Genomic DNA, 18,745 nt, shown 5'->3' with positions numbered 1-18,745 from the left:
GAGTTGCGCATCCCGGTTACCTGGTTGACCGAGCACCTCGAACTGGACGAGGTGCCGACGCCGGAGCAACTCGCGGACGCCTTCGTTCGGGTCGGCATCGAGGTCGACGACATCCGTCCGCTCAACGCCGTCACCGGCCCGCTGGTGGTCGGCCGCGTGGTGCGGATCGAGGAGCTGACCGGGTTCAAGAAGCCGATCCGCTACTGCCAGGTCGAGGTCGGTGTGCTGGCGGCCGACGCGGCCACGTCGTCGACCGAGATCGACGACCCCGAGGGCATGGGGCTGACCGGCGGCACCGCCGCGACCGCCGGGACCGGCGAGGCCGCCCCGGACGTGCGGGGGATCATCTGCGGGGCGACCAACTTCGCCGAGGGTGATTTGATCGTGGCCGCGCTGCCCGGCGCGGTGCTGCCCGGCGGGTTCGCCATCTCGGCGCGCAAGACCTACGGCCACGTCAGCAACGGCATGATCTGCTCGGCCAAGGAGCTGGGCATCGGCGACGACCACAGCGGCATCCTGGTGCTGCCGCCGGGCACCGCCGCCCCCGGCACCGACGCGGTCGACCTGCTCGGCCTGGACGACACCGTGCTGGAGGTGACGCCCACGCCCGACCGGGGCTTCTGCTTCTCCGTGCGCGGCCTGGCCAGGGAACTGGCGTGCGCGCTGGACGTGCCGCTGATCGACCCGGCCATGCTGGAGGTGCCGCCGGGCGAGGGCGAGGTCGTCCCGGTGCACATCGAGGACGAGCAGGCCTGCTCCCGGTTCGTGCTGCGCCGGGTGACCGACCTGGACGCGACCGCGCCCACCCCGTGGTTCATCCGCCGCCGGCTGATGCTCGCCGGCATCCGGTCCATCTCGCTGGCCGTGGACGTCACCAACTACGTGATGCTGGAGCTGGGCCAGCCCCTGCACGCGTTCGACGCCGGCTCGGTGAAGGGGTCGCTGGTGGTCCGGCGGGCCAGGCCGGGGGAGAAGCTCACCACGCTCGACGACGTGCAGCGCGAGCTGGCCAGCGACGACATCGTCATCTGCGACGACACCGGCCCCATCTCGCTGGCCGGCATCATGGGCGGCGCCAGCACGGAGATCAGCGACACCAGCACGGACGTGCTGCTGGAGGCGGCGCACTGGGACCCGGCCTCGATCAGCCGGGGGGTGCGCCGGCACAAGCTGCCCAGTGAGGCGGCCCGGCGGTTCGAGCGGTTCACCGACCCGGCGCTGCCGCCGGCCGCGCTGGAGCGGGCCGCGCGCCTGCTGCGCGAGTACGGCGAGGGCCGCATCCACCCGGGTCGCACCGACGTCGGCCGGGTGTCGCTGTTCCCGCCGGTGAGCATGCCGATCGACCTGCCGGACAAGGTGGCCGGCGTCCGCTACGCGCGGGGCGTCACCGCCCGCCGGCTGCAGCAGATCGGCTGCGCCGTGGAGGTCACCACCAGCGACAGCGGTGTCACCATGGTCACCGCCACCCCGCCGACCTGGCGCAGCGACCTGCGCCAGCCCGCCGACCTGGTGGAGGAGGTGCTGCGGCTGGAGGGCTACGACAGCATCCCGTCGGTGCTGCCGACCGCCCCGGCCGGCCGGGGCCTGACCGAGGTGCAGCGCCGCCGGCGGACCGTGGCCAGGGCGCTGGCCGAGGCCGGCTACGTGGAGGTGCTGCCCTTCCCGTTCACCTCGCCGGCCACCTGGGACGCGTTCGGTTTCGCCCCCGACGACGTGCGGCGCAACACCGTGAAGGTGCTCAACCCGCTGGAGTCCGAACGGGACGAACTGGCCACCACGCTGCTGCCCGGCCTGCTGGAGTCCTTGCAGCGCAACGTGTCCCGGGGCCAGCGCGACGTGGCGCTGTTCCACGTCGGCCAGGTGACGCTGCCCAGCGCCACCCAGGTGCCCGTGCCCGACGTGCCGGTCGCCACCCGCCCGTCCGACGCCGAGCTGAGCAGCCTGCTCGCGGCGCTGCCTCGGCAGCCGCTGCACGTGGCCGTGGTGTTGGCCGGCCAGCGCCAGCGCACCGGCTGGTGGGGCAAGGGCGAGCCGGCCAGCTGGGCCGACGCCGTGCAGGCCGCCAAGATTGTTGCCGAGGCCTACGGCGTGGAGCTGCGCGCGGTCGCGGTGGAGTGCGCGCCGTGGCACCCGGGCCGGTGCGCCGAGCTGCGGGTCGGCGACTGGCCGGTGGGCCACGCCGGTGAGCTGCACCCCAAGGTGGTGGAGGCGCTCGGGCTGCCCCGGCGCACCTGCGCCATGGAGCTGGACCTGGACGCGTTGCCGCTGCGGGACAACCGGCCGGTCCCGCTGGTCTCGCCGTTCCCGCCGGTGCTGCTGGACGTGGCGCTGGTGGTGGACGCGGCCGTGCCCGCCGCCGATGTCGCGGCCGTGCTCCGCGGCGCCGGCGGTGACCTGCTGGAGGAGGTCCGGCTGTTCGACGTCTACACCGGCGAGCAGGTCGGCGCGGGCAAGCGGTCGCTGGCCTACTCGATGCGCTTCCGGGCGTTGGACCGGACGCTGACCGTGGAGGAGGCCACCGCGTCCCGCGACGCGGCCGTGGCCGCGGCGACCGAGCGGTTCGGCGCCACCCTGCGCGGCTGAGTTCTCGGCGGTGGGCGCCGGGTCCGGGTTCGCCCGGCCCGGCGCCCACCCGTTTCTCCGGCCGTCCACTGTGGACAGCCGCTGGCCGGGGCGCCCCCGTGCCGGGTTGACTCTCCACTGTGGACTTCGGCGCGCGCTGCCCCGTCGGGTGCCTGACCCGGCCGGCGGGCCCGCCCGCTCGGGCCGACTGCGGAGCGCATCCGGTGGGTCTCGTTCGAGTGATCCTGAGCCGTTCGCCCCAACCGGATCGTGCGCGTGCACCACGCTCGGCTGTGCCAACGGGAGTCTTCACCCGTCAGGAGGAGAGCGTGGCCCAGCAGTACGACGAGTTCGCCAACAGGAACTCCGACATCGAGCGCGTGGTCGGCCCGTACCGGGAGGAGGTGGAAATTCCGTCCCTGTGCGGTGTGCTCGGGCCGGTGCGCGGGAAACGCGTGCTGGACGTGGGCTGCGGCGACGGCGTGTACGCGCGGGTGATCAAGCAGCGCGGCGCCGCGCACGTGGTGGGCGTGGACGTGTCCGCCGGCATGATCGAGCTGGCCAGGGCCATCGAGGCGGAGCAACCGCTGGGCGTGGAGTACCGGGTGCACGACGCCACCACCATGCCGGTGCTGGACGCGTTCGACGTGGTGGTCGCCGCGGCCGTGCTGCACTACGCGGACACCCGGAGCACGCTGGTCCGGATGTGCGAGCGGATGTGCGCCAACCTGGTGCCCGGTGGTCGGCTGCTCGCCTACGTGGGCAACCCCACCGCCGACCCGCGGTCCGCGCAGGCCAACGGTTTCGTCCTGCACCGCCCGGCCGACCCGCACGACGGCGCCGCCTACACCATCTCGGTTCCCACCGTCCCGCCGATCGCGCTGCGGGTGCACTACTGGTCCCGCGAGTCCATGCAGGAGGCCCTGGAGTCGGCCGGGTTCACCGACATCAGATGGGAAGCGCTGGAACGGGTCCGGGTCGGGGCGACCGGGTCGCCGCCGGTGCGCCAGCCCGTGGCCAGCCCGGTCAACCTGCTGGTCAGCGCGCGCCGGAGGGAGCCGTGAGCACCGGCCAGCGGCAGCACGCCGACCCGCGCGGCAACGGCTCCCCGCGCCGGGTGTCCGACGTGTTCGAGGTGATGCGCACGCGCAGCGCCATGCGCAGCTACACCGAGGAACCCGTTGCCGACGCCGTGCTGGAGCGGATGCTGGACGCGCTGCTGGCCGCCCCGTCCGCGTCCAACAAGCAGGCGTGGGCCTTCGTCGTGGTCCGCGACCCGGCCCGGGTGCGCCGGGTGCGGGCGTTCTGCCCGGGCATCATCGGGGTGCCGGCACTGATCCTCGTCGCCTGCTTCGACCGGACACAGGCGCCGGACGACCCGGGCATGCTCCGGGTCGGCAGGCTGTGCGTGGCCATGGCGGTGCAGAACTTCCTGCTGGCCGGGCACGCGCTCGGCCTGGGCGGGTGCCCGGTGAGCAGCTTCCTCGTCGAGCCGGTGCGGTCCCTGCTGGACCTGCCGCGCCACCTGGACCCCGTGCTGGTCGTTCCCGTCGGACACCCGGCCCGTCAGGCCGAGCCGTCGCAGCGCCGCGCCAAGGCGGAGGTGATCAGGTATGAAACCTGGAAGTGACCCGGTGTCGCCGGAGCTGCGCGAGGGCATCGCGCTGCTGGCCGCCTACCTGCTCAGCAGCGGCCGGCGGCTGCTTGAGGAGACTCCCGGCTACGCGCTCTACCGGCTGTTGGAAGGGGCGCGCCGCGCTCTGGAGCTGCTGGAGACCGCCGGCGAGGCCACGCCGGACCTGGTCGCGGTGCGCAGCCAGTTGGACGGGGTGGTCTTCGGACCGCCCGCCGACCGCGATTTCGCCACCCTGTTGGACAACCTGTGCGCGGGGCTGGTCACCGCGCTGACCCAGCCGGACACCGCGGCCGAGCCAGCGCCGTGACGAAGTGCCCGCTGCTCAGCCGTGCTGGGGCCGGGCTTCGATGACGCTCAGCGTCGACGCGGTGGCGACGACGCGGCTGACTCGGAACCCGGCCTCGGCCAACAGGCGCGCGTAGCCGTCCCCGGTGCGCTCCCTGCCACCCAGCAGGACCAGCATCACCAGGTCGAGGGCCTTGCTCGGGTGGGGCGTGTCGTCGGCCGGAAGCAGCCGCTCGATGAGGACCAGCCGACTCTCCGGGCCCATCGCGCGCCGGCAGCCGCGCAGGATCGCCACCGCCTGCTCGTCCGACCAGTCGTGCAGGATCCACTTCAGCACGTAGAGGTCGCCACCGCGCGGGATCTCGCCGAACAGGTCACCGGTGACCACCTCCCAGCGGCCGTCCAGCCCGGCGGCCGTCATCCGCCGCCGGGCTGACTCGGCCACGTGGGGCTGGTCGAAGATCACCCCGGTGCTGTCCGGGCAGGCGCGCAGGATCGCGGCGAGCAGGGCGCCGTTGCCGCCGCCGACGTCGATGATCCGCCGCGCGGTGGCGAAGTCGTAGGCGTCGACCACCGCGCCGCTCTCCGCCACGGTGGCCTCGGTCATCGCGGCGTTGAACAGCGCGCCCCGCTCCGGCTGGTCGCGCAGCAGGGCGAAGAACGGCTGCCCGAACGTCTCGGGGCAGCTCGGCGCGCCCGTGCGCAGGCTGTGCATGGCGTCGGTGAACGCGTGGCAGACCTGCCCGGCGAACGCCACCATGGACCGCACCGTGCCGGGGTGGTCCGCGCGCAGGTGCTGGCCGAGCGGGGTCAGCGCGAACCAGCCGGCCGCCTCCTCCCGGAACACCCCCTGGCTGGCCAGCGCGCGCAGCACCCGGTGCAGCGCGTCGGGATGGGTGCCCGTGGCCGCCGCCAGGTCGCTGACCGCGCGCGGGCCGTCGGCCAGCAGCTCCGGCACGCCCACCTCCACCACCAGCTGGAGTGCTCTGGCGTAGAGGAAACCGTCGTTGAGCGCCAGCAGTCGCGCGCCGGCGTCGAGTTCGTGGTCCTGATCCATCTGCTGCTCGCTTCGCACTGGTGGGTTCGGTCAGGGGTGGGGGTAGTCCTCGGCCGGTCTGACGACCATGAATCCCTGGTTGCGCGCTGCCCGCAGCACTCCGTCCTGGTACCGCACCAGGTACTCCACCAGCGGAGTGCTCACGTGGTAGCAGTTCGCCGACGAGGAGACGCCGAAGATCGCCGGACTGTCCACGAAGAACGGCAGTTCGGCCAGCAGGTAGTTCAGGCCGGCGCGCAGCGTTTTCGGGGCGTCGCCGTCCGGGTCCGGTCTGGCCAGCAGGAAGCGGCGCACCATGTCCTCGCAGACCGAGGCGAACCGGTGGTCGCTGGCCAGTGCCTGGTCGACGTGGACGCGCAGGCGCTGGTAGGTCGGTTCGGCGAGGAAGTCGGACAGGGCGTGCACCCGGAAGCGGTCGCCGCCCGGCCGGATCTGCTCCAGCGCGCGCCGGATCCGGCGCCGCACGTCCCGGATCCGGGACTTGGCCAGCTTTGTCGCGTGCTGCGCGCTGTGGCCCAGCGCCACCAGCATCGTGTCGATGTGGGTGTCCACGTAGAGCACGTCGACGTCGGTGAAGAAGTGCCCGGCCCAGGTGAGCAGGGCGGCGAGGCGTTCTTGGGTGAAGTAGCTGTTGCCGGTGCTGACACCGATCAGGGCGTGGTCCCCGTGCTGCCAGATGCGCTGGCAGCGGGCGCTGCAGGGTTCGGCGTGGAACCCGTGCGCGGGGTTGGGGAGTAAGTCGAGGGACATGGTCTTCCTCCGGACGCGCGAGTGGCTTCGGGGTGGCCACGCGCTGGCGACTGGGGCTGGTACCGGTGCGCTGACCTCAGCGACCCCAGGAACACCCGGACCAGCTGGAAAGCGCGTGCCATCGCCGTTCCAGCGAGTCATCGACGTCCGGTTCCCTCTTCTGCGGGCTGGGGTGAACTCCACCGATCCAGAACCAATTCCACCGTGTGGTCGGCTGGTGGGGCGAGCACATGCACCCGAACGAGTGGTCGGCGGCTGCTCCGTCAGGCCGGCCGGGACCGGCGTCGCGGGCCGTACCAGCACCGGTCGGCCACCGGCTGCACGGCGAGCACGGCCACCGCGGCCAGCAGGGCGAGCGCGCCGACCAGCACGTCGTGCGCGGCCCAGGCGCCGGCGGCCGCACCGGCGAGGACGACCACCGGGCGGATGAGGGTGCCCGGCCCGAGGACGAGGGCGGTGGCGAGGAACCGCCGCCGCCAGTCCAGCAGGGCGTGGCCGGCCAGCGCGGCCAGCACCACGGCCGCGTAGGGCAGGTACACCGCGAGCATGACCTGGCCCGCGCGCAGGTACGGCGCGACGCGCGCGGCACCGCCCAGCACGTCACCACCCAGCACAGCACCGCCCAGCACAGCACCGCCCAGCACGTCCGCGAGCACACCACCGAGCACCGGCACCAGCAGGAGGAGCACCGTGCGGCAGCCCCGCGCCGCCGCCACGACATCACCCCGACGGTGCCGGATCAGCCCGGTGCGCCCGGCCGAGGAGCGGAAGCCGGCGAACGCGCCGTCCAGCGCGGCCAGCACCAGCAGTGCGCTGGCCACGGCCCAGGCGCTGCCCGTCACGCGCGCGTTCCCGTGATCGGGCGGACCACGTGGGTGAGCCGGGGCAGCCAGCGCGGCCCGTCCACGCAGGCGATCCGGTAGCCGTCCGCGCCAAGGCGGGCCGCGCGCAGCAGCGCGGCCGCGGGGTGGGCGCGGCGCGCGGACAGCACACCGTCGTGGCGGGACACCGCCTCCCGCGTCCGCGCCCGGTGGAACACCCAGGCGCCCAGCGTGGCCCACGGACCGGCGTCGAAGTCCCAGTGGGCGAAGGCGTGCACGCCCAGCCGCCGCTGGGCCGCGAAGAACTCGGGCAGCTGCGCGGCCGGCAGGTGGTGCAGCAGGCCGGTGGAGATCACGATGGTGCGGGCGCCGTCCTCGACGGCCACGCCGGGCTCGAACGCGTCACCGGTGACGAACCGGCAGCGCAGCCGCTCCACCCCGGCCAGGCGGGTGGCCTGTGCGATGAGCGTCGCGTTGAGGTCGACCCCGACCAGCTCCACCCGGTCGCCGGTCCGACATGAACGACATTGAGTGAGCTTGCATGGTTGTGCATAATCATGCGTATGACGGTTCGGATCGCAGTGGCCGGAGCCAGCGGCTATGCCGGAGGAGAGCTGCTACGTCTGCTGCTCACCCACCCCGAGGTCGAGATCGGCGCGCTCACCGCGGGCGGCAACGCGGGCAGCCGACTCGGGCAGCACCAACCGCACCTGGTGCCCCTGGCCGACCGCGTCCTGACCGAGACCACCCCGGCGGCACTGGCCGACCACGACGTGGTCTTCCTCGCGCTGCCGCACGGGCACTCCGCCGAACTGGCCGCCCAGCTCGACGAGCGGACCGTGGTCATCGACTGCGGCGCCGACCACCGGCTGACCAACCCCGCCGACTGGCAGCGCTGGTACGGCGGCGAGCACAGCGGCAGCTGGCCCTACGGCCTGCCCGAACTGCCGCTCGCCGACGGTCGCACCCAGCGCGACCTGCTGCGCGGCAGCCGGCGGGTGGCCGTGCCCGGGTGCTACCCCACGGTCAGCAGCCTGGCGCTGGCCCCGGCCCTGCGGGAGCACCTGGTGCGGCCCGAGGTCGTGGTGGTCGCCGTGTCCGGCACCTCCGGCGCGGGCAAGAGCCTCAAGCCGCACCTGCTCGGCTCCGAGGTGATGGGCTCGGTCAGCGCCTACGGCGTGGGCGGCGCCCACCGGCACACCCCCGAACTGGCGCAGAACCTGGCCGCGGCCGGCGGCACACCGGTGAGCGTGTCGTTCACCCCGGTGCTCGCGCCCATGCCCAGGGGCATCCTGGCCACCTGCACCGCGCCGCTGGCCGACGGGGTGGACGCCGACGCGGTCCGCGCCGCCTACCAGAAGACCTACGCCGACGAGCCGTTCGTGCACCTGCTGCCGGCCGGCCAGTGGCCGACCACCGCGGCCACGCTCGGTGGCAACGCGCTGCACCTGCAGGTCACCGTGGACGCCGACGCCCGGCGCCTGGTCGCGGTGGCCGCCATCGACAACCTCACCAAGGGCACCGCCGGCGGCGCCGTGCAGTGCATGAACCTGGCCCTCGGCCTGCCGGAGAGCACCGGACTGACCACCCTGGGAGTCGCGCCATGACCGAACCGACCACCGATCCCTCGGCAGCGCCGTACACGCCGGACACCTCGGCCGGGGTGACCGCGCCGCGCGGCTTCCGCGCCGCCGGGATCGCCGCCGGCATCAAGCCCTCCGGTGCCCCCGACCTGACCCTGGTGGTCAACGACGGGCCCGAGCAGACCGCGGCCGGCGTGTTCACCACCAACAAGGTCAAGGCCGCGCCCGTGCTGTGGTCCCAGCAGGTGCTGCGGCAGCGCCGGCTGCGCGCGGTGCTGCTCAACTCCGGCGGGGCCAACGCCTGCACCGGGCCCGAGGGCTTCCAGGACACCCACGCCAGCGCCGAGCGGGTGGCCTCGATCCTGGGCGTCGGCGCGGTCGAGGTGGCGGTCTGCTCCACCGGGCTGATCGGCGAGCGGCTGCCCATGGACAACGTGCTGGCCGGGATCGCCGAGGTGGCCGGCGCGCTGGCGGACACGCCCGAGGCCGGGCTGGCCGCGGCCACCGCGGTGATGACCACCGACACCAGGCCCAAGCAGGCGGCCGTGCACCACCCCGACGGCTGGGCGGTCGGCGGGTTCGCCAAGGGCGCCGGCATGTGCGCGCCGAACATGGCCACCATGCTCAGCGTGCTGACCACCGACGCGGTGGTCGACGCCGACGTGCTCGACCGCGCCCTGCGCGAGGCCGTGACGTGGTCGTTCAACAGCCTCAACGTGGACGGCGGCACCTCCACCAACGACACCGTGCTGCTGCTCGCCTCCGGCGCCTCGGGCCAGCGCCCCGACGAGGAGTCGTTCACCAACCTGCTCACCGCGGTGTGCGCCAACCTGACCACCCAGCTGCAGGCCGACGCCGAGGGCGTGACCAAGCGCGTGGTGGTCAGCGTGATCGGCGCGGCCGACGCGGCCGAGGCCAAGCAGGTCGCCAACGTGGTCGCCGAGGACAACCTGGTCAAGACCGCGCTGTTCGGCTCGGACCCCAACTGGGGGCGCATCGCCATGGCGGTGGGCCGCAGCGGCGCCAAGGTCGACCAGGACCGGCTGGACATCATCATCAACGGGGTCACCGTGTGCCGGGGCGGGGTGCGCGGTGAGGACCGCTCCACCGTGGACCTGAGCGGGCCCCAGGTGGGCATCGTGATCGACCTCGGCCTGGGCGAGGGCACCGCCGACGTCTACACCACCGACCTGTCGCACGCCTACGTCGAAGAGAACAGCGCGTACTCGTCATGAGCGGCCACCTGAGCCAGCAGGAGACCACCGGGGTGGGCGGCCTGGCCGCCAGGGCACGGGCCAGGGAGCAGGCCGCGGCCAAGGCCGAGGTGCTGGTCGAGGCGCTGCCCTGGTTGCAGCGCTTCCACGGCGCGCTGGTGGTGGTCAAGTACGGCGGCAACGCCATGGTCGACGACGAGCTGAAACGGGCCTTCGCCCAGGACATGGTGTTCCTGCGGTTGGCCGGCCTGCGCCCGGTGGTGGTGCACGGCGGCGGCCCGCAGATCACCGCCATGCTCGACCGGCTGGGCATGGCCGGCGAGTTCCGCGGCGGGCTGCGGGTGACCACGCCGGAGACCATGGACGTGGTGCGCATGGTGCTGGTCGGCCAGGTCGGTCGGGAACTGGTCGGGCTGATCAACAAGCACGGCCCGTACGCGGTGGGCATCTCCGGTGAGGACGCCCAGCTGTTCACCGCCGCGCGGCGGCCGGCCGTGGTGGACGGCGAGCCGGTGGACGTCGGCCTGGTCGGCGACGTGGTCGAGGTCAACCCGGACGCGGTGCTGGACATCGTGCACGCCGGGCGCATCCCGGTGGTGTCCACCGTGGCCCCGGACGCCGACGGCGTGGTGCACAACGTCAACGCGGACACCGCGGCGGGCGCGCTGGCCGTGGCGCTGCGCGCGGAGAAGCTGGTCGTGCTCACCGACGTGGAAGGCCTGTACGCCAACTGGCCGGACCGGTCCTCGCTGCTCAGCCGGGTGCGCGCGGACGAGCTGACCGCCATGCTGCCCAACCTGGTCAGCGGCATGGTGCCGAAGATGGAGGCGTGCCTGCGCGCGGTCCGCGGCGGGGTGCCCGCCGCGCACATCATCGACGGTCGGCTGCCGCACTCGGTGCTGTTGGAGGTCTTCACCAGCCAGGGCGTGGGGACGATGGTGCTACCAGAGGAGGAGACGGGATGACCGGGCCGACGACCGAGCACCCCACCCAGCCACCCGCCGCCGGCGCGACCAAGTCCACTGTGGACGCGCTCGCCGCGGTGTCGTCCAATGCGGACGGACGCGAGCGGTGGCAGGGCGCGCTGATGAACAACTACGGCACGCCCCAGCTCACCCTGGTGCGCGGCGAGGGCGCCCACGTGTGGGACGCCGACGGCAACCGCTACCTCGACCTGCTCGGCGGCATCGCGGTGAACGCCCTCGGCCACGCCCACCCCGCCGTCGTCGAGGCGGTGCAGCGGCAGATCGCCACCCTGGGCCACGTCTCCAACTTCTACGCCAGCCAGCCGGCACTGGACCTGGCCGCCGCCCTGCTGGACGTGCTCGGCGTCGGCGACAGCGGCCGCGTGCTGTTCTGCAACTCCGGCGCCGAGGCCAACGAGGCCGCCTTCAAGCTGGCCCGGCTCACCGGCCGGCCCAAGATCGTGGCCTGCGAGGGCGCCTTCCACGGCCGCACCATGGGCGCGCTCGCGCTCACCGGGCAGCCGGCCAAGCGGGAGCCGTTCCAGCCGATGACGCCCGGCGTGGTGCACGTGCCCTACGGCGACGTGGCCGCGCTGGAGGCCGCGGTGGACGCGGACACCGCCGCGGTGTTCCTCGAACCGGTGCTGGGCGAGGGCGGGGTGGTGGTGGCCCCGGACGGCTACCTGGCCGCCGCCCGCGAGTTCACCAGCCGCGCGGGCGCGCTGCTGGTCATCGACGAGGTGCAGACCGGGATCGGCCGACTGGGCAGCTGGTTCGCCTTCCAGCGGGCCGGGATCGTTCCCGACGTGGTGACCCTGGCCAAGGGGCTGGGCGGCGGCCTGCCGCTGGGCGCGTGCGTGGGCATCGGCGCCGCGGCCGGCCTGCTCCAGCCCGGCCAGCACGGCACCACCTTCGGCGGCAACCCGGTGTGCTGCGCCGCCGGCCTTGCCGTGCTGCGCACCATCGCGGCCGAGCGGCTCTGCGAGCACGCGGCCGAACTGGGCAAGGAGATCGCCAGCGGCGTTGAGGAACTGGGCCACCCGCTGCTGGCCGGCGTGCGCGGCACGGGCCTGCTCATCGGCCTGCTGCTGCGCCAGCCGGTGTCCGCGACCGTGGCCTCGGCCGCGGCCGAGGCCGGCTACCTGGTCAACGCGGTGCAGCCGGACGCCATCCGGCTGGCCCCGCCGCTGGTGCTGGAACGGGCCCAGGCCCGGCAGTTCCTGGCCGACCTGCCCGCCCTGCTCGACGCGGCCCTGCCGGGCCGGCCAACCACGGAGGCATGAGATGCCACGCCACTTCCTGCGCGACGACGACCTGAGCCCGGCCGAGCAGTTGGCCGTGCTGGACCTGGCCGACCAGCTCAAGACCGACCGGCTGGGGCACAAGCCACTGGCCGGCCCCCGCTCGGTCGCGGTGCTGTTCGAGAAGAACTCCACCCGCACCCGGCTGTCCTTCGAGGTGGGCATCGCCCAGCTCGGCGGCAACCCGATCATCGTGGACGGCCGGATGATGCAGCTGGGCCGCGAGGAGACCATCGAGGACACCTCCCGGGTGCTGTCCCGCTACGTCGACGCCGTGGTCTGGCGCACCTTCGCGCAGAAGCGGCTGGAGGCGATGGCCTCGGTGTCCCGGGTGCCGGTGATCAACGCGCTGACCGACGAGTTCCACCCCTGCCAGGTACTGGCCGACCTGCAGACCATCCGGGAGCGGCACGGCCGGCTGGCCGGCCTGACCCTGGCCTACTTCGGCGACGGCGCCAACAACATGGCCCACTCGCTGCTGCTCGGCGGCGCCACCGCCGGCCTGCACGTGCGCATCGCCGGACCCGAGGGCTTCACGCCCCACCCCGACGTGGTGCTGGCCGCCAAGCAGCGCGCCGGGCAGACCGGGGGCAGCGTGACCGTGCTGACCGACGCGCGCACCGCCGCGGCCGGCGCGGACGTGCTGGTCACCGACGCCTGGACGTCGATGGGCCAGGAGAACGACGGCAAGGACCGGGTGGGCCCGTTCCTGCCGTTCCAGATCAACGCCGCCCTGCTGGCCGAGGCCGCGCCTGGCGCGACCGTGCTGCACTGCCTGCCAGCGCACCGCGGCTGGGAGATCACCGACGAGGTGCTCGACGGGCCGGCCAGCGCGGTGTGGGACGAGGCCGAGAACCGGCTGCACGCCCAGAAGGCGCTGCTGACCTGGCTGCTGACCCACGCCGAGTCCGGGGAGCGACGATGACCACGGCGGCGACCAGGGCGGCCAGGCAGGCCCGCATCGTCGAACTGGTCGCGCAGCGGGCCATCCACAGCCAGACCGAGCTGGCCAAGATCCTCGCGGTGGAGGGCATCGAGACCACCCAGGCCACCCTGTCCCGGGACCTCGACGAGCTGGGCGCGGTCAAGCTGCGCGGTGCCGACGGCGGCGCCGCCGTCTACGTCATCCCGGAGGACGGCAGCCCGATCCGGGGTGTGCAGGGCGGCACCTCGCGGCTGAGCCGGCTGCTCGGCGAGCTGCTGGTCTCCGCCCAGTCCTCGGCCAACCTGGCGGTGCTGCGCACCCCGCCCGGCGCGGCCCACTTCCTGGCCAGCGCGTTGGACCGGGCCGCACTGCACGACATCGTCGGCACCATCGCCGGTGACGACACCATCCTGGTCGTGGCGCGGGAACCGCTGAGCGGCGCCGACCTCGCCGCCCGGCTGACCGCGCTGGCCAGCGGAGAACACGACGCGAGCAATCCCCCGCGCGCGGGGGCGATCGAGGAGAACGAGCATGACTGACCGGGTCGTGCTGGCCTACTCCGGTGGGCTGGACACGTCGGTGGCCATCGGCTGGATCGCCGAGGAGACCGGTGCCGAGGTCATCGCGGTGGCGGTGGACGTCGGCCAGGGCGGCGAGGACCTGGACACCATCCGCAAGCGGGCGCTGGCCTGCGGCGCGGTCGAGGCCGTCGTGGTCGACGCGCGCGACGAGTTCGCCGAGGGGTACTGCCTGCCCGCCCTGCAGGCCAACGCCCTGTACATGGACCGGTATCCGCTGGTGTCCGCGCTGTCCCGACCGGTGATCGTCCGGCACCTGGTGGAGGCCGCCCGGCGGTACGACGCCAGCACGGTCGCGCACGGCTGCACCGGCAAGGGCAACGACCAGGTCCGCTTCGAGGTCGGCGTTGGCGCGCTCGCCCCGGACCTGACGGTGCTGGCCCCGGTCCGCGACTACGCCTGGACCAGGGAGAAGGCCATCGCCTGGGCCGAGCGGCGGGGTCTGCCGATCGACGTCACCGCGCGCTCGCCGTACTCGATCGACCAGAACGTGTGGGGCCGGGCCGTGGAGACCGGGTTCCTGGAGGACATCTGGACCGCGCCCACCGAGGACGTCTACGCCTACACCGCCGACCCGGCCGAGCCGCGCGATCCCGACGAGCTGGTGCTCACCTTCGACCAGGGCGTGCCCGTGGCCATCGACGGCGAGACCGTCACCGTGCTGCAGGCGGTCCAGGAGCTGAACCGGCGGGCCGGCGCGCAGGGCGTCGGCCGGCTGGACCTGGTCGAGGACCGGCTGGTGGGCATCAAGAGCCGCGAGGTCTACGAGGCGCCCGGCGCCATCGCGCTGATCACCGCCCACCAGGAGCTGGAGAACGTCACCCTGGAGCGCGACCTGGCCCGGTTCAAGCGGCAGGTCGAGCAGCGCTGGGGCGAACTGGTCTACGACGGCCTGTGGTTCTCGCCGCTCAAGGAGGCGCTGGACAGCTTCCTGGCCACCACCCAGCAGCACGTCTCCGGTGAGATCCGGCTGGTGCTGCACGGCGGCCGCGCCGTGGTGACCGGCCGGCGCGGCGAGGAGTCGCTGTACGACTTCCACCTGGCCACCTACGACGAGGGCGACAGCTTCGACCAGTCGCTGGCCAAGGGCTTCGTCCAGCTGTGGGGGCTGCCCAGCAAGATCGCGGCCAGGCGGGAGCAGCTCGCCGGGCGGCAGCTAGGGTCCGCCCGGTGAACGCACGCCCCGTGAACGCACCCGACGACCAGGCACCGCCGGCATCCGCCCAGCTGTGGGGCGGCCGGTTCGCCAGCGGCCCGGCCGAGGCCATGGCCGCGCTGAGCCTGTCAACCCACTTCGACTGGCGGCTGGCCGACTACGACATCGCCGGCTCCCGGGCGCACGCCCGGGTGCTGCACCAGGCCGGGCTGCTCACCGACGACGAGCTGCGGCGGATGCTGGCCGCGCTCGACCAGCTCGCCGCCGACGTGGCCGCCGGCACCTTCACCCCGGTCCCGGCCGACGAGGACGTGCACACCGCCCTGGAACGCGGCCTGCTGGAGCGGGCCGGCAAGGACCTGGGCGGCAAGCTGCGCGCCGGCCGGTCCCGCAACGACCAGATCGCCACCCTGTTCCGGATGTGGCTGCGCGACGCGGCCCGGCGGATCGCCGAGGGCACCCTGGACGTGGTGGACGCGCTGGTCAGCCAGGCCACCGCGCACCCGGACGCGGCCATGCCCGGCCGCACCCACCTGCAGCACGCCCAGCCCGTGCTGCTGGCCCACCACCTGCTCGCGCACGCCCAGTCCCTGGTGCGCGACGTGGACCGGCTGCGCGACTGGGACCGGCGCGCCGCGGTCTCGCCGTACGGCTCGGGCGCGCTGGCCGGCTCGTCGCTGGGCCTGGACCCCGCCGCCGTCGCCGAGGAACTGGGCTTCACCTCGGCCGTGGACAACTCCATCGACGGCACGGCCTCCCGCGACTTCGCCGCCGAGATCGCCTTCTGCCTGGCCATGCTCGCGGTGAACCTGTCCCGGATCGCCGAGGAGGTCATCATCTGGACCACCTCGGAGTTCGGCTACGCCGTGCTCGACGACGCCTGGGCCACCGGCAGCTCGATCATGCCGCAGAAGAAGAACCCGGACGTGGCCGAGCTGACCAGGGGCAAGTCCGGCCGGTTGATCGGCAACCTGACCGGCCTGCTGGCGACCCTCAAGGCCCAGCCGCTGGCCTACAACCGGGACCTGCAGGAGGACAAGGAGCCCCTGTTCGACTCGGTGGACCAGCTGGAGCTGCTGCTCCCGGCGATCGCCGGCATGCTCGGCACCCTCCGGTTCGACACCGCGCGGATGGCCGCGAGCGCGCCGGCCGGCTTCACCCTGGCCACCGACATCGCCGAGTGGCTGGTCCGCCAGGGCGTGCCGTTCCGGGTCGCGCACGAGGCCGCCGGCGCGTGCGTGCGCGCGGCCGAGGCCCGCGGGGTGGGCCTCGACGAGCTGACCGACGCGGAACTGGCGGACTGCTCGCCGCACCTGACCCCCGAGGTGCGTACCGTGCTCACCGTGCAGGGATCGATCTCCTCCAGGAACGCCCGGGGCGGCACCGCCGCCGAGCGGGTGGCAGAGCAGCGCGACCGGCTGGTGGACGTGGTCCAGGCGCAGCGGGACTGGGCGCGCCGTCCGGTCCGGCCGGCCTGATGGCGCTGATGTCGGCCCCACGACAGCTGACCGAGCAGGAGCTTTCCGTCGACCCGGTCGACGCGGCCAAGCTCCTGCTCGGCTGCGTGCTGCAGGCGGACACCCCGCAGGGCCCGGTCGCGGTGCGCCTGGTCGAGGTGGAGGCGTACCGCGGCGGTGACGACCCGGCGTCGCACTGCTACCGCGGCCGCACCCCGCGCAACGACGTGATGTTCGGCCCGGCCGGGCGGCTGTACGTGTACTTCGTGTACGGCATGCACTACTGCGCCAACATCGTCTCGCTCACCGACGGGGTGCCCGGTGCCGTGCTGCTGCGCGCCGGTGAGGTGATCACCGGCGTGGACATCGCCAGGGCGCGCCGGCCCTCCGCGCGCAGCACCGCCGAACTGGCCAAGGGCCCGGCCCGGCTGACCGGCGTGCTCGGGCTGGACCGCGCGCACAACGGGATCAACCTCACCGACCCGGACTCACCCCTGCGCGTGCTGGCCGGTGACCCGGTGCCGGCCGAGTCGATCAAGGCGGGACCCCGGGTCGGCGTGGCCGTGGCCATGGACGTGCCCTGGCGGTTCTGGGTGGACGGCTCGCCAGCGGTGAGCACCTACCGGCGCGGCGGCAAGCGCGGCACCCGGTCCGGCTGAAACCGGTTGGGACCAGGTCGAGGCCGTGGGGGAAGATGCTGGCGTGAGTGAGCACATCCTCGACGAGCTGTCCTGGCGCGGCCTGATCGCGCAGTCGACCGACCTGGAGCACCTGCGGCACGACCTCGACCAGGGGCCACTCACGCTGTATTCCGGCTTCGACCCGACCGCGCCCAGCCTGCACGCCGGCAACCTGGTCCCGCTGCTCACCCTGGCCCGGTTCCAGCGGGCCGGGCACCGGCCGATCGTGCTGGCCGGCGGCGCGACCGGGATGATCGGCGACCCCAGGGACACCGGTGAGCGGACGCTGAACTCGCTGGACGTGGTCGCGGACTGGGCCGACCGCATCCGCGGCCAGCTGGAGCGGTTCGTCGAGTTCGACGACTCGGCGACCGGCGCGATCGTGGAGAACAACCTGAACTGGACCGGCGGCCAGTCGGTGCTGGAGTTCCTCCGCGACGTCGGCAAGCACTTCTCGGTCAACGTGATGCTGGCCAGGGAGACGATCAAACGCCGGCTGGAGACCGACGGGATCTCCTACACCGAGTTCAGCTACCTGCTCCTGCAGTCCCAGGACTACCTGCACCTGTACCGGGCCTACGGCTGCCGGTTGCAGATCGGCGGCTCCGACCAGTGGGGCAACATCCTGGGCGGGGTGGACCTGGTCCGCCGGGTCGACGGCGGCTCCGCCCACGCGATGACCATGCCGTTGGTGACCGACGCCGAGGGCCGCAAGTTCGGCAAGTCCACCGGCGGCGGCAACCTGTGGCTGGATCCGGCGATGACCTCGCCGTACGCCTGGTACCAGTACTTCGTCAACGCCAGCGACGCCGACGTCGGCCACTACCTGCGACTGTTCACGTTCCTTCCGGCCGAGGAGATCAACGCGCTGGAACGGGACATGGCCGAACGCCCACAGTTGCGCTCGGCCCAGCGCCGGCTGGCCGAGGAACTCACCACGCTGGTGCACGGTGAACGGGAGACCCGGCAGGTGATCGCGGCCAGCCAGGCCCTGTTCGGCCGGGGCGAGCTGCGCGAGCTGGACGAGCACACGCTGGACGCGGCCATGGCCGAGGTGCCCACCGGCACGGTGACCCTCGCCGAGCAGCCGACCATCGTGGACCTGCTGGTGGCCGCCGGGTTGGCGCCGAGCAAGGGGGCGGCCCGGCGGACCGTGCAGGAGGGCGGTGCCTACGTGAACAACACCAAGGTGGCCGACGAGTCCTGGCAGCCCGGTACCGACGACCTGCTGTACGGCAGGTGGCTGGTGCTGCGTCGGGGCAAACGGAACACCGCCGGCGTCCAGGTGCAGCACTGACCGCGATTTCCCTGGTGAGTGCGGTCACACCAGTGGCCGCCAATCCGGGCGCTGGCCGGGTTCCACGCCGCGAAACAGGCTCCTACCAGCGGTTTTGTCGATGTTGACGAGCCGGGGGCGGGATTTGACTTCCCGTTCCCCGGCGCGTAACTTTCTCTCTGCCAGCGCGGAGCGGGCCCACCGGCCGGAAGGCCACCGGGGACGCTGCCTGGCGATGGACACGAACCAAGCTCCCACGATGTGGTAGAGTGGGTGTCCGCTGATGCGAGATCCCCAGCAGCAAGGACTCCGACGGAGTCGGCTTGTCGCGGGTTCTCGGGTCACACAGCGTAAAACCAAAAGCCGAAACGGTGGGGTTTTCTGCTGGGCGAATCCGGTTCACTGGAGCCGATTTGACAGCGGAAAAACGAGTCGGATAGGCTGACGGAAAGCGAAAACTGAATACGGATCAGGGTTGGTCCTGATGAATCGGGAAAGT

The 18,745-nt window shown here is 73.2% G+C and carries 18 protein-coding genes; 14 read left to right on the top strand and 4 right to left on the bottom strand.

The window, feature by feature from the left end:
• Nucleotides 1-3 precede the first annotated feature (3 nt).
• From pheT to LX83_RS25665, 4 genes are all read left to right on the top strand, one after another.
• Nucleotides 4-2,583, top strand: coding sequence for a phenylalanine--tRNA ligase subunit beta (gene pheT / locus LX83_RS25680; RefSeq protein WP_253775832.1), 2,580 nt, complete (start codon nucleotides 4-6; stop codon nucleotides 2,581-2,583).
• 272 nt (nucleotides 2,584-2,855) lie between these two features.
• Entirely contained in the window at nucleotides 2,856-3,626 is a 771-nt protein-coding gene (locus LX83_RS25675; protein WP_253775830.1) for a class I SAM-dependent methyltransferase, read from the top strand.
• Nucleotides 3,623-4,192: a nitroreductase family protein gene (locus tag LX83_RS25670; protein ID WP_253775828.1), complete on the top strand. Its 570-nt coding sequence runs from the start codon at nucleotides 3,623-3,625 to the stop codon at nucleotides 4,190-4,192. The genes LX83_RS25675 and LX83_RS25670 overlap by 4 nt, the downstream gene beginning before the upstream one ends.
• Entirely contained in the window at nucleotides 4,176-4,505 is a 330-nt protein-coding gene (locus LX83_RS25665) for a DUF6092 family protein (protein WP_253775826.1), read from the top strand. Before LX83_RS25670 ends, LX83_RS25665 begins: the two co-directional genes overlap by 17 nt.
• Nucleotides 4,506-4,520: 15 nt before the next feature.
• On the opposite strand, the gene LX83_RS25660 is transcribed toward LX83_RS25665, so the two are convergent.
• The 4 genes from LX83_RS25660 to LX83_RS25645 form a co-directional block, all read right to left on the bottom strand.
• Nucleotides 4,521-5,540, bottom strand: coding sequence for an acetylserotonin O-methyltransferase (locus tag LX83_RS25660; protein WP_253775824.1), 1,020 nt, complete (start codon nucleotides 5,538-5,540; stop codon nucleotides 4,521-4,523).
• A gap of 30 nt (nucleotides 5,541-5,570) precedes the next feature.
• Nucleotides 5,571-6,290, bottom strand: a complete 720-nt coding sequence (locus LX83_RS25655; RefSeq protein WP_253775822.1) for a tRNA-dependent cyclodipeptide synthase — start codon at nucleotides 6,288-6,290, stop codon at nucleotides 5,571-5,573.
• 263 nt (nucleotides 6,291-6,553) lie between these two features.
• Nucleotides 6,554-7,132 (bottom strand): oxidoreductase, encoded by a 579-nt coding sequence (locus tag LX83_RS25650; RefSeq protein ID WP_253775820.1) that lies wholly within the window; start codon nucleotides 7,130-7,132, stop codon nucleotides 6,554-6,556.
• Nucleotides 7,129-7,611 (bottom strand): methyltransferase domain-containing protein, encoded by a 483-nt coding sequence (locus tag LX83_RS25645; protein ID WP_253775818.1) that lies wholly within the window; start codon nucleotides 7,609-7,611, stop codon nucleotides 7,129-7,131. The genes LX83_RS25650 and LX83_RS25645 overlap by 4 nt, the downstream gene beginning before the upstream one ends.
• 63 nt (nucleotides 7,612-7,674) lie before the next feature.
• Between LX83_RS25645 and argC the strand changes: the two genes are divergently transcribed.
• The 10 genes from argC to tyrS are packed head-to-tail and all read left to right on the top strand — an operon-like array spanning nucleotide 7,675 to nucleotide 18,267.
• Entirely contained in the window at nucleotides 7,675-8,718 is a 1,044-nt protein-coding gene (gene argC, locus LX83_RS25640) for an N-acetyl-gamma-glutamyl-phosphate reductase (RefSeq protein WP_253775816.1), read from the top strand.
• A complete protein-coding gene (argJ, locus tag LX83_RS25635; RefSeq protein ID WP_253775814.1) occupies nucleotides 8,715-9,929 on the top strand; it encodes a bifunctional glutamate N-acetyltransferase/amino-acid acetyltransferase ArgJ in 1,215 nt (404 codons plus the stop codon). Before argC ends, argJ begins: the two co-directional genes overlap by 4 nt.
• Nucleotides 9,926-10,873, top strand: coding sequence for an acetylglutamate kinase (argB, locus tag LX83_RS25630; protein ID WP_253775812.1), 948 nt, complete (start codon nucleotides 9,926-9,928; stop codon nucleotides 10,871-10,873). The genes argJ and argB overlap by 4 nt, the downstream gene beginning before the upstream one ends.
• Nucleotides 10,870-12,156, top strand: a complete 1,287-nt coding sequence (locus LX83_RS25625) for an acetylornithine transaminase (RefSeq protein ID WP_301328917.1) — start codon at nucleotides 10,870-10,872, stop codon at nucleotides 12,154-12,156. Before argB ends, LX83_RS25625 begins: the two co-directional genes overlap by 4 nt.
• Nucleotide 12,157: 1 nt before the next feature.
• Nucleotides 12,158-13,099 (top strand): ornithine carbamoyltransferase, encoded by a 942-nt coding sequence (gene argF, locus LX83_RS25620; protein WP_253775810.1) that lies wholly within the window; start codon nucleotides 12,158-12,160, stop codon nucleotides 13,097-13,099.
• Nucleotides 13,096-13,638: an arginine repressor gene (locus LX83_RS25615; protein WP_253775808.1), complete on the top strand. Its 543-nt coding sequence runs from the start codon at nucleotides 13,096-13,098 to the stop codon at nucleotides 13,636-13,638. The genes argF and LX83_RS25615 overlap by 4 nt, the downstream gene beginning before the upstream one ends.
• The gene (locus tag LX83_RS25610) at nucleotides 13,631-14,851 is read left to right on the top strand and encodes an argininosuccinate synthase (protein WP_253775806.1); all 1,221 of its coding nucleotides are present in this window, start codon (nucleotides 13,631-13,633) and stop codon (nucleotides 14,849-14,851) included. The genes LX83_RS25615 and LX83_RS25610 overlap by 8 nt, the downstream gene beginning before the upstream one ends.
• An 11-nt stretch (nucleotides 14,852-14,862) precedes the next feature.
• Entirely contained in the window at nucleotides 14,863-16,311 is a 1,449-nt protein-coding gene (gene argH, locus LX83_RS25605) for an argininosuccinate lyase (protein WP_308204058.1), read from the top strand.
• An 8-nt stretch (nucleotides 16,312-16,319) separates the two neighbouring features.
• Nucleotides 16,320-16,949 (top strand): DNA-3-methyladenine glycosylase, encoded by a 630-nt coding sequence (locus tag LX83_RS25600; protein ID WP_253775804.1) that lies wholly within the window; start codon nucleotides 16,320-16,322, stop codon nucleotides 16,947-16,949.
• A gap of 43 nt (nucleotides 16,950-16,992) precedes the next feature.
• Entirely contained in the window at nucleotides 16,993-18,267 is a 1,275-nt protein-coding gene (gene tyrS, locus LX83_RS25595; RefSeq protein WP_253775802.1) for a tyrosine--tRNA ligase, read from the top strand.
• Nucleotides 18,268-18,745 lie beyond the last annotated feature (478 nt).

Origin of the sequence: Goodfellowiella coeruleoviolacea (genome assembly GCF_024171785.1) — a bacterium.
GTDB classification, from domain to species: domain Bacteria; phylum Actinomycetota; class Actinomycetes; order Mycobacteriales; family Pseudonocardiaceae; genus Goodfellowiella; species Goodfellowiella coeruleoviolacea.
This window is presented reverse-complemented; position numbering and strand designations above follow the sequence as displayed.

Bases quoted from the DNA above. Each gene is read 5' to 3' on its own strand.
- LX83_RS25665 (WP_253775826.1), top strand. From the start codon at position 4,176: ATGAAACCTGGAAGTGACCCGGTGTCGCCGGAGCTGCGCGAGGGCATC.
- LX83_RS25660 (WP_253775824.1), bottom strand. From the start codon at position 5,540: ATGGATCAGGACCACGAACTCGACGCCGGCGCGCGACTGCTGGCGCTC.
- LX83_RS25655 (WP_253775822.1), bottom strand. From the start codon at position 6,290: ATGTCCCTCGACTTACTCCCCAACCCCGCGCACGGGTTCCACGCCGAA.
- argC (WP_253775816.1), top strand. From the start codon at position 7,675: ATGACGGTTCGGATCGCAGTGGCCGGAGCCAGCGGCTATGCCGGAGGA.
- argJ (WP_253775814.1), top strand. From the start codon at position 8,715: ATGACCGAACCGACCACCGATCCCTCGGCAGCGCCGTACACGCCGGAC.
- argB (WP_253775812.1), top strand. From the start codon at position 9,926: ATGAGCGGCCACCTGAGCCAGCAGGAGACCACCGGGGTGGGCGGCCTG.
- LX83_RS25625 (WP_301328917.1), top strand. From the start codon at position 10,870: ATGACCGGGCCGACGACCGAGCACCCCACCCAGCCACCCGCCGCCGGC.
- argF (WP_253775810.1), top strand. From the start codon at position 12,158: ATGCCACGCCACTTCCTGCGCGACGACGACCTGAGCCCGGCCGAGCAG.
- LX83_RS25615 (WP_253775808.1), top strand. From the start codon at position 13,096: ATGACCACGGCGGCGACCAGGGCGGCCAGGCAGGCCCGCATCGTCGAA.
- LX83_RS25610 (WP_253775806.1), top strand. From the start codon at position 13,631: ATGACTGACCGGGTCGTGCTGGCCTACTCCGGTGGGCTGGACACGTCG.
- LX83_RS25600 (WP_253775804.1), top strand. From the start codon at position 16,320: ATGTCGGCCCCACGACAGCTGACCGAGCAGGAGCTTTCCGTCGACCCG.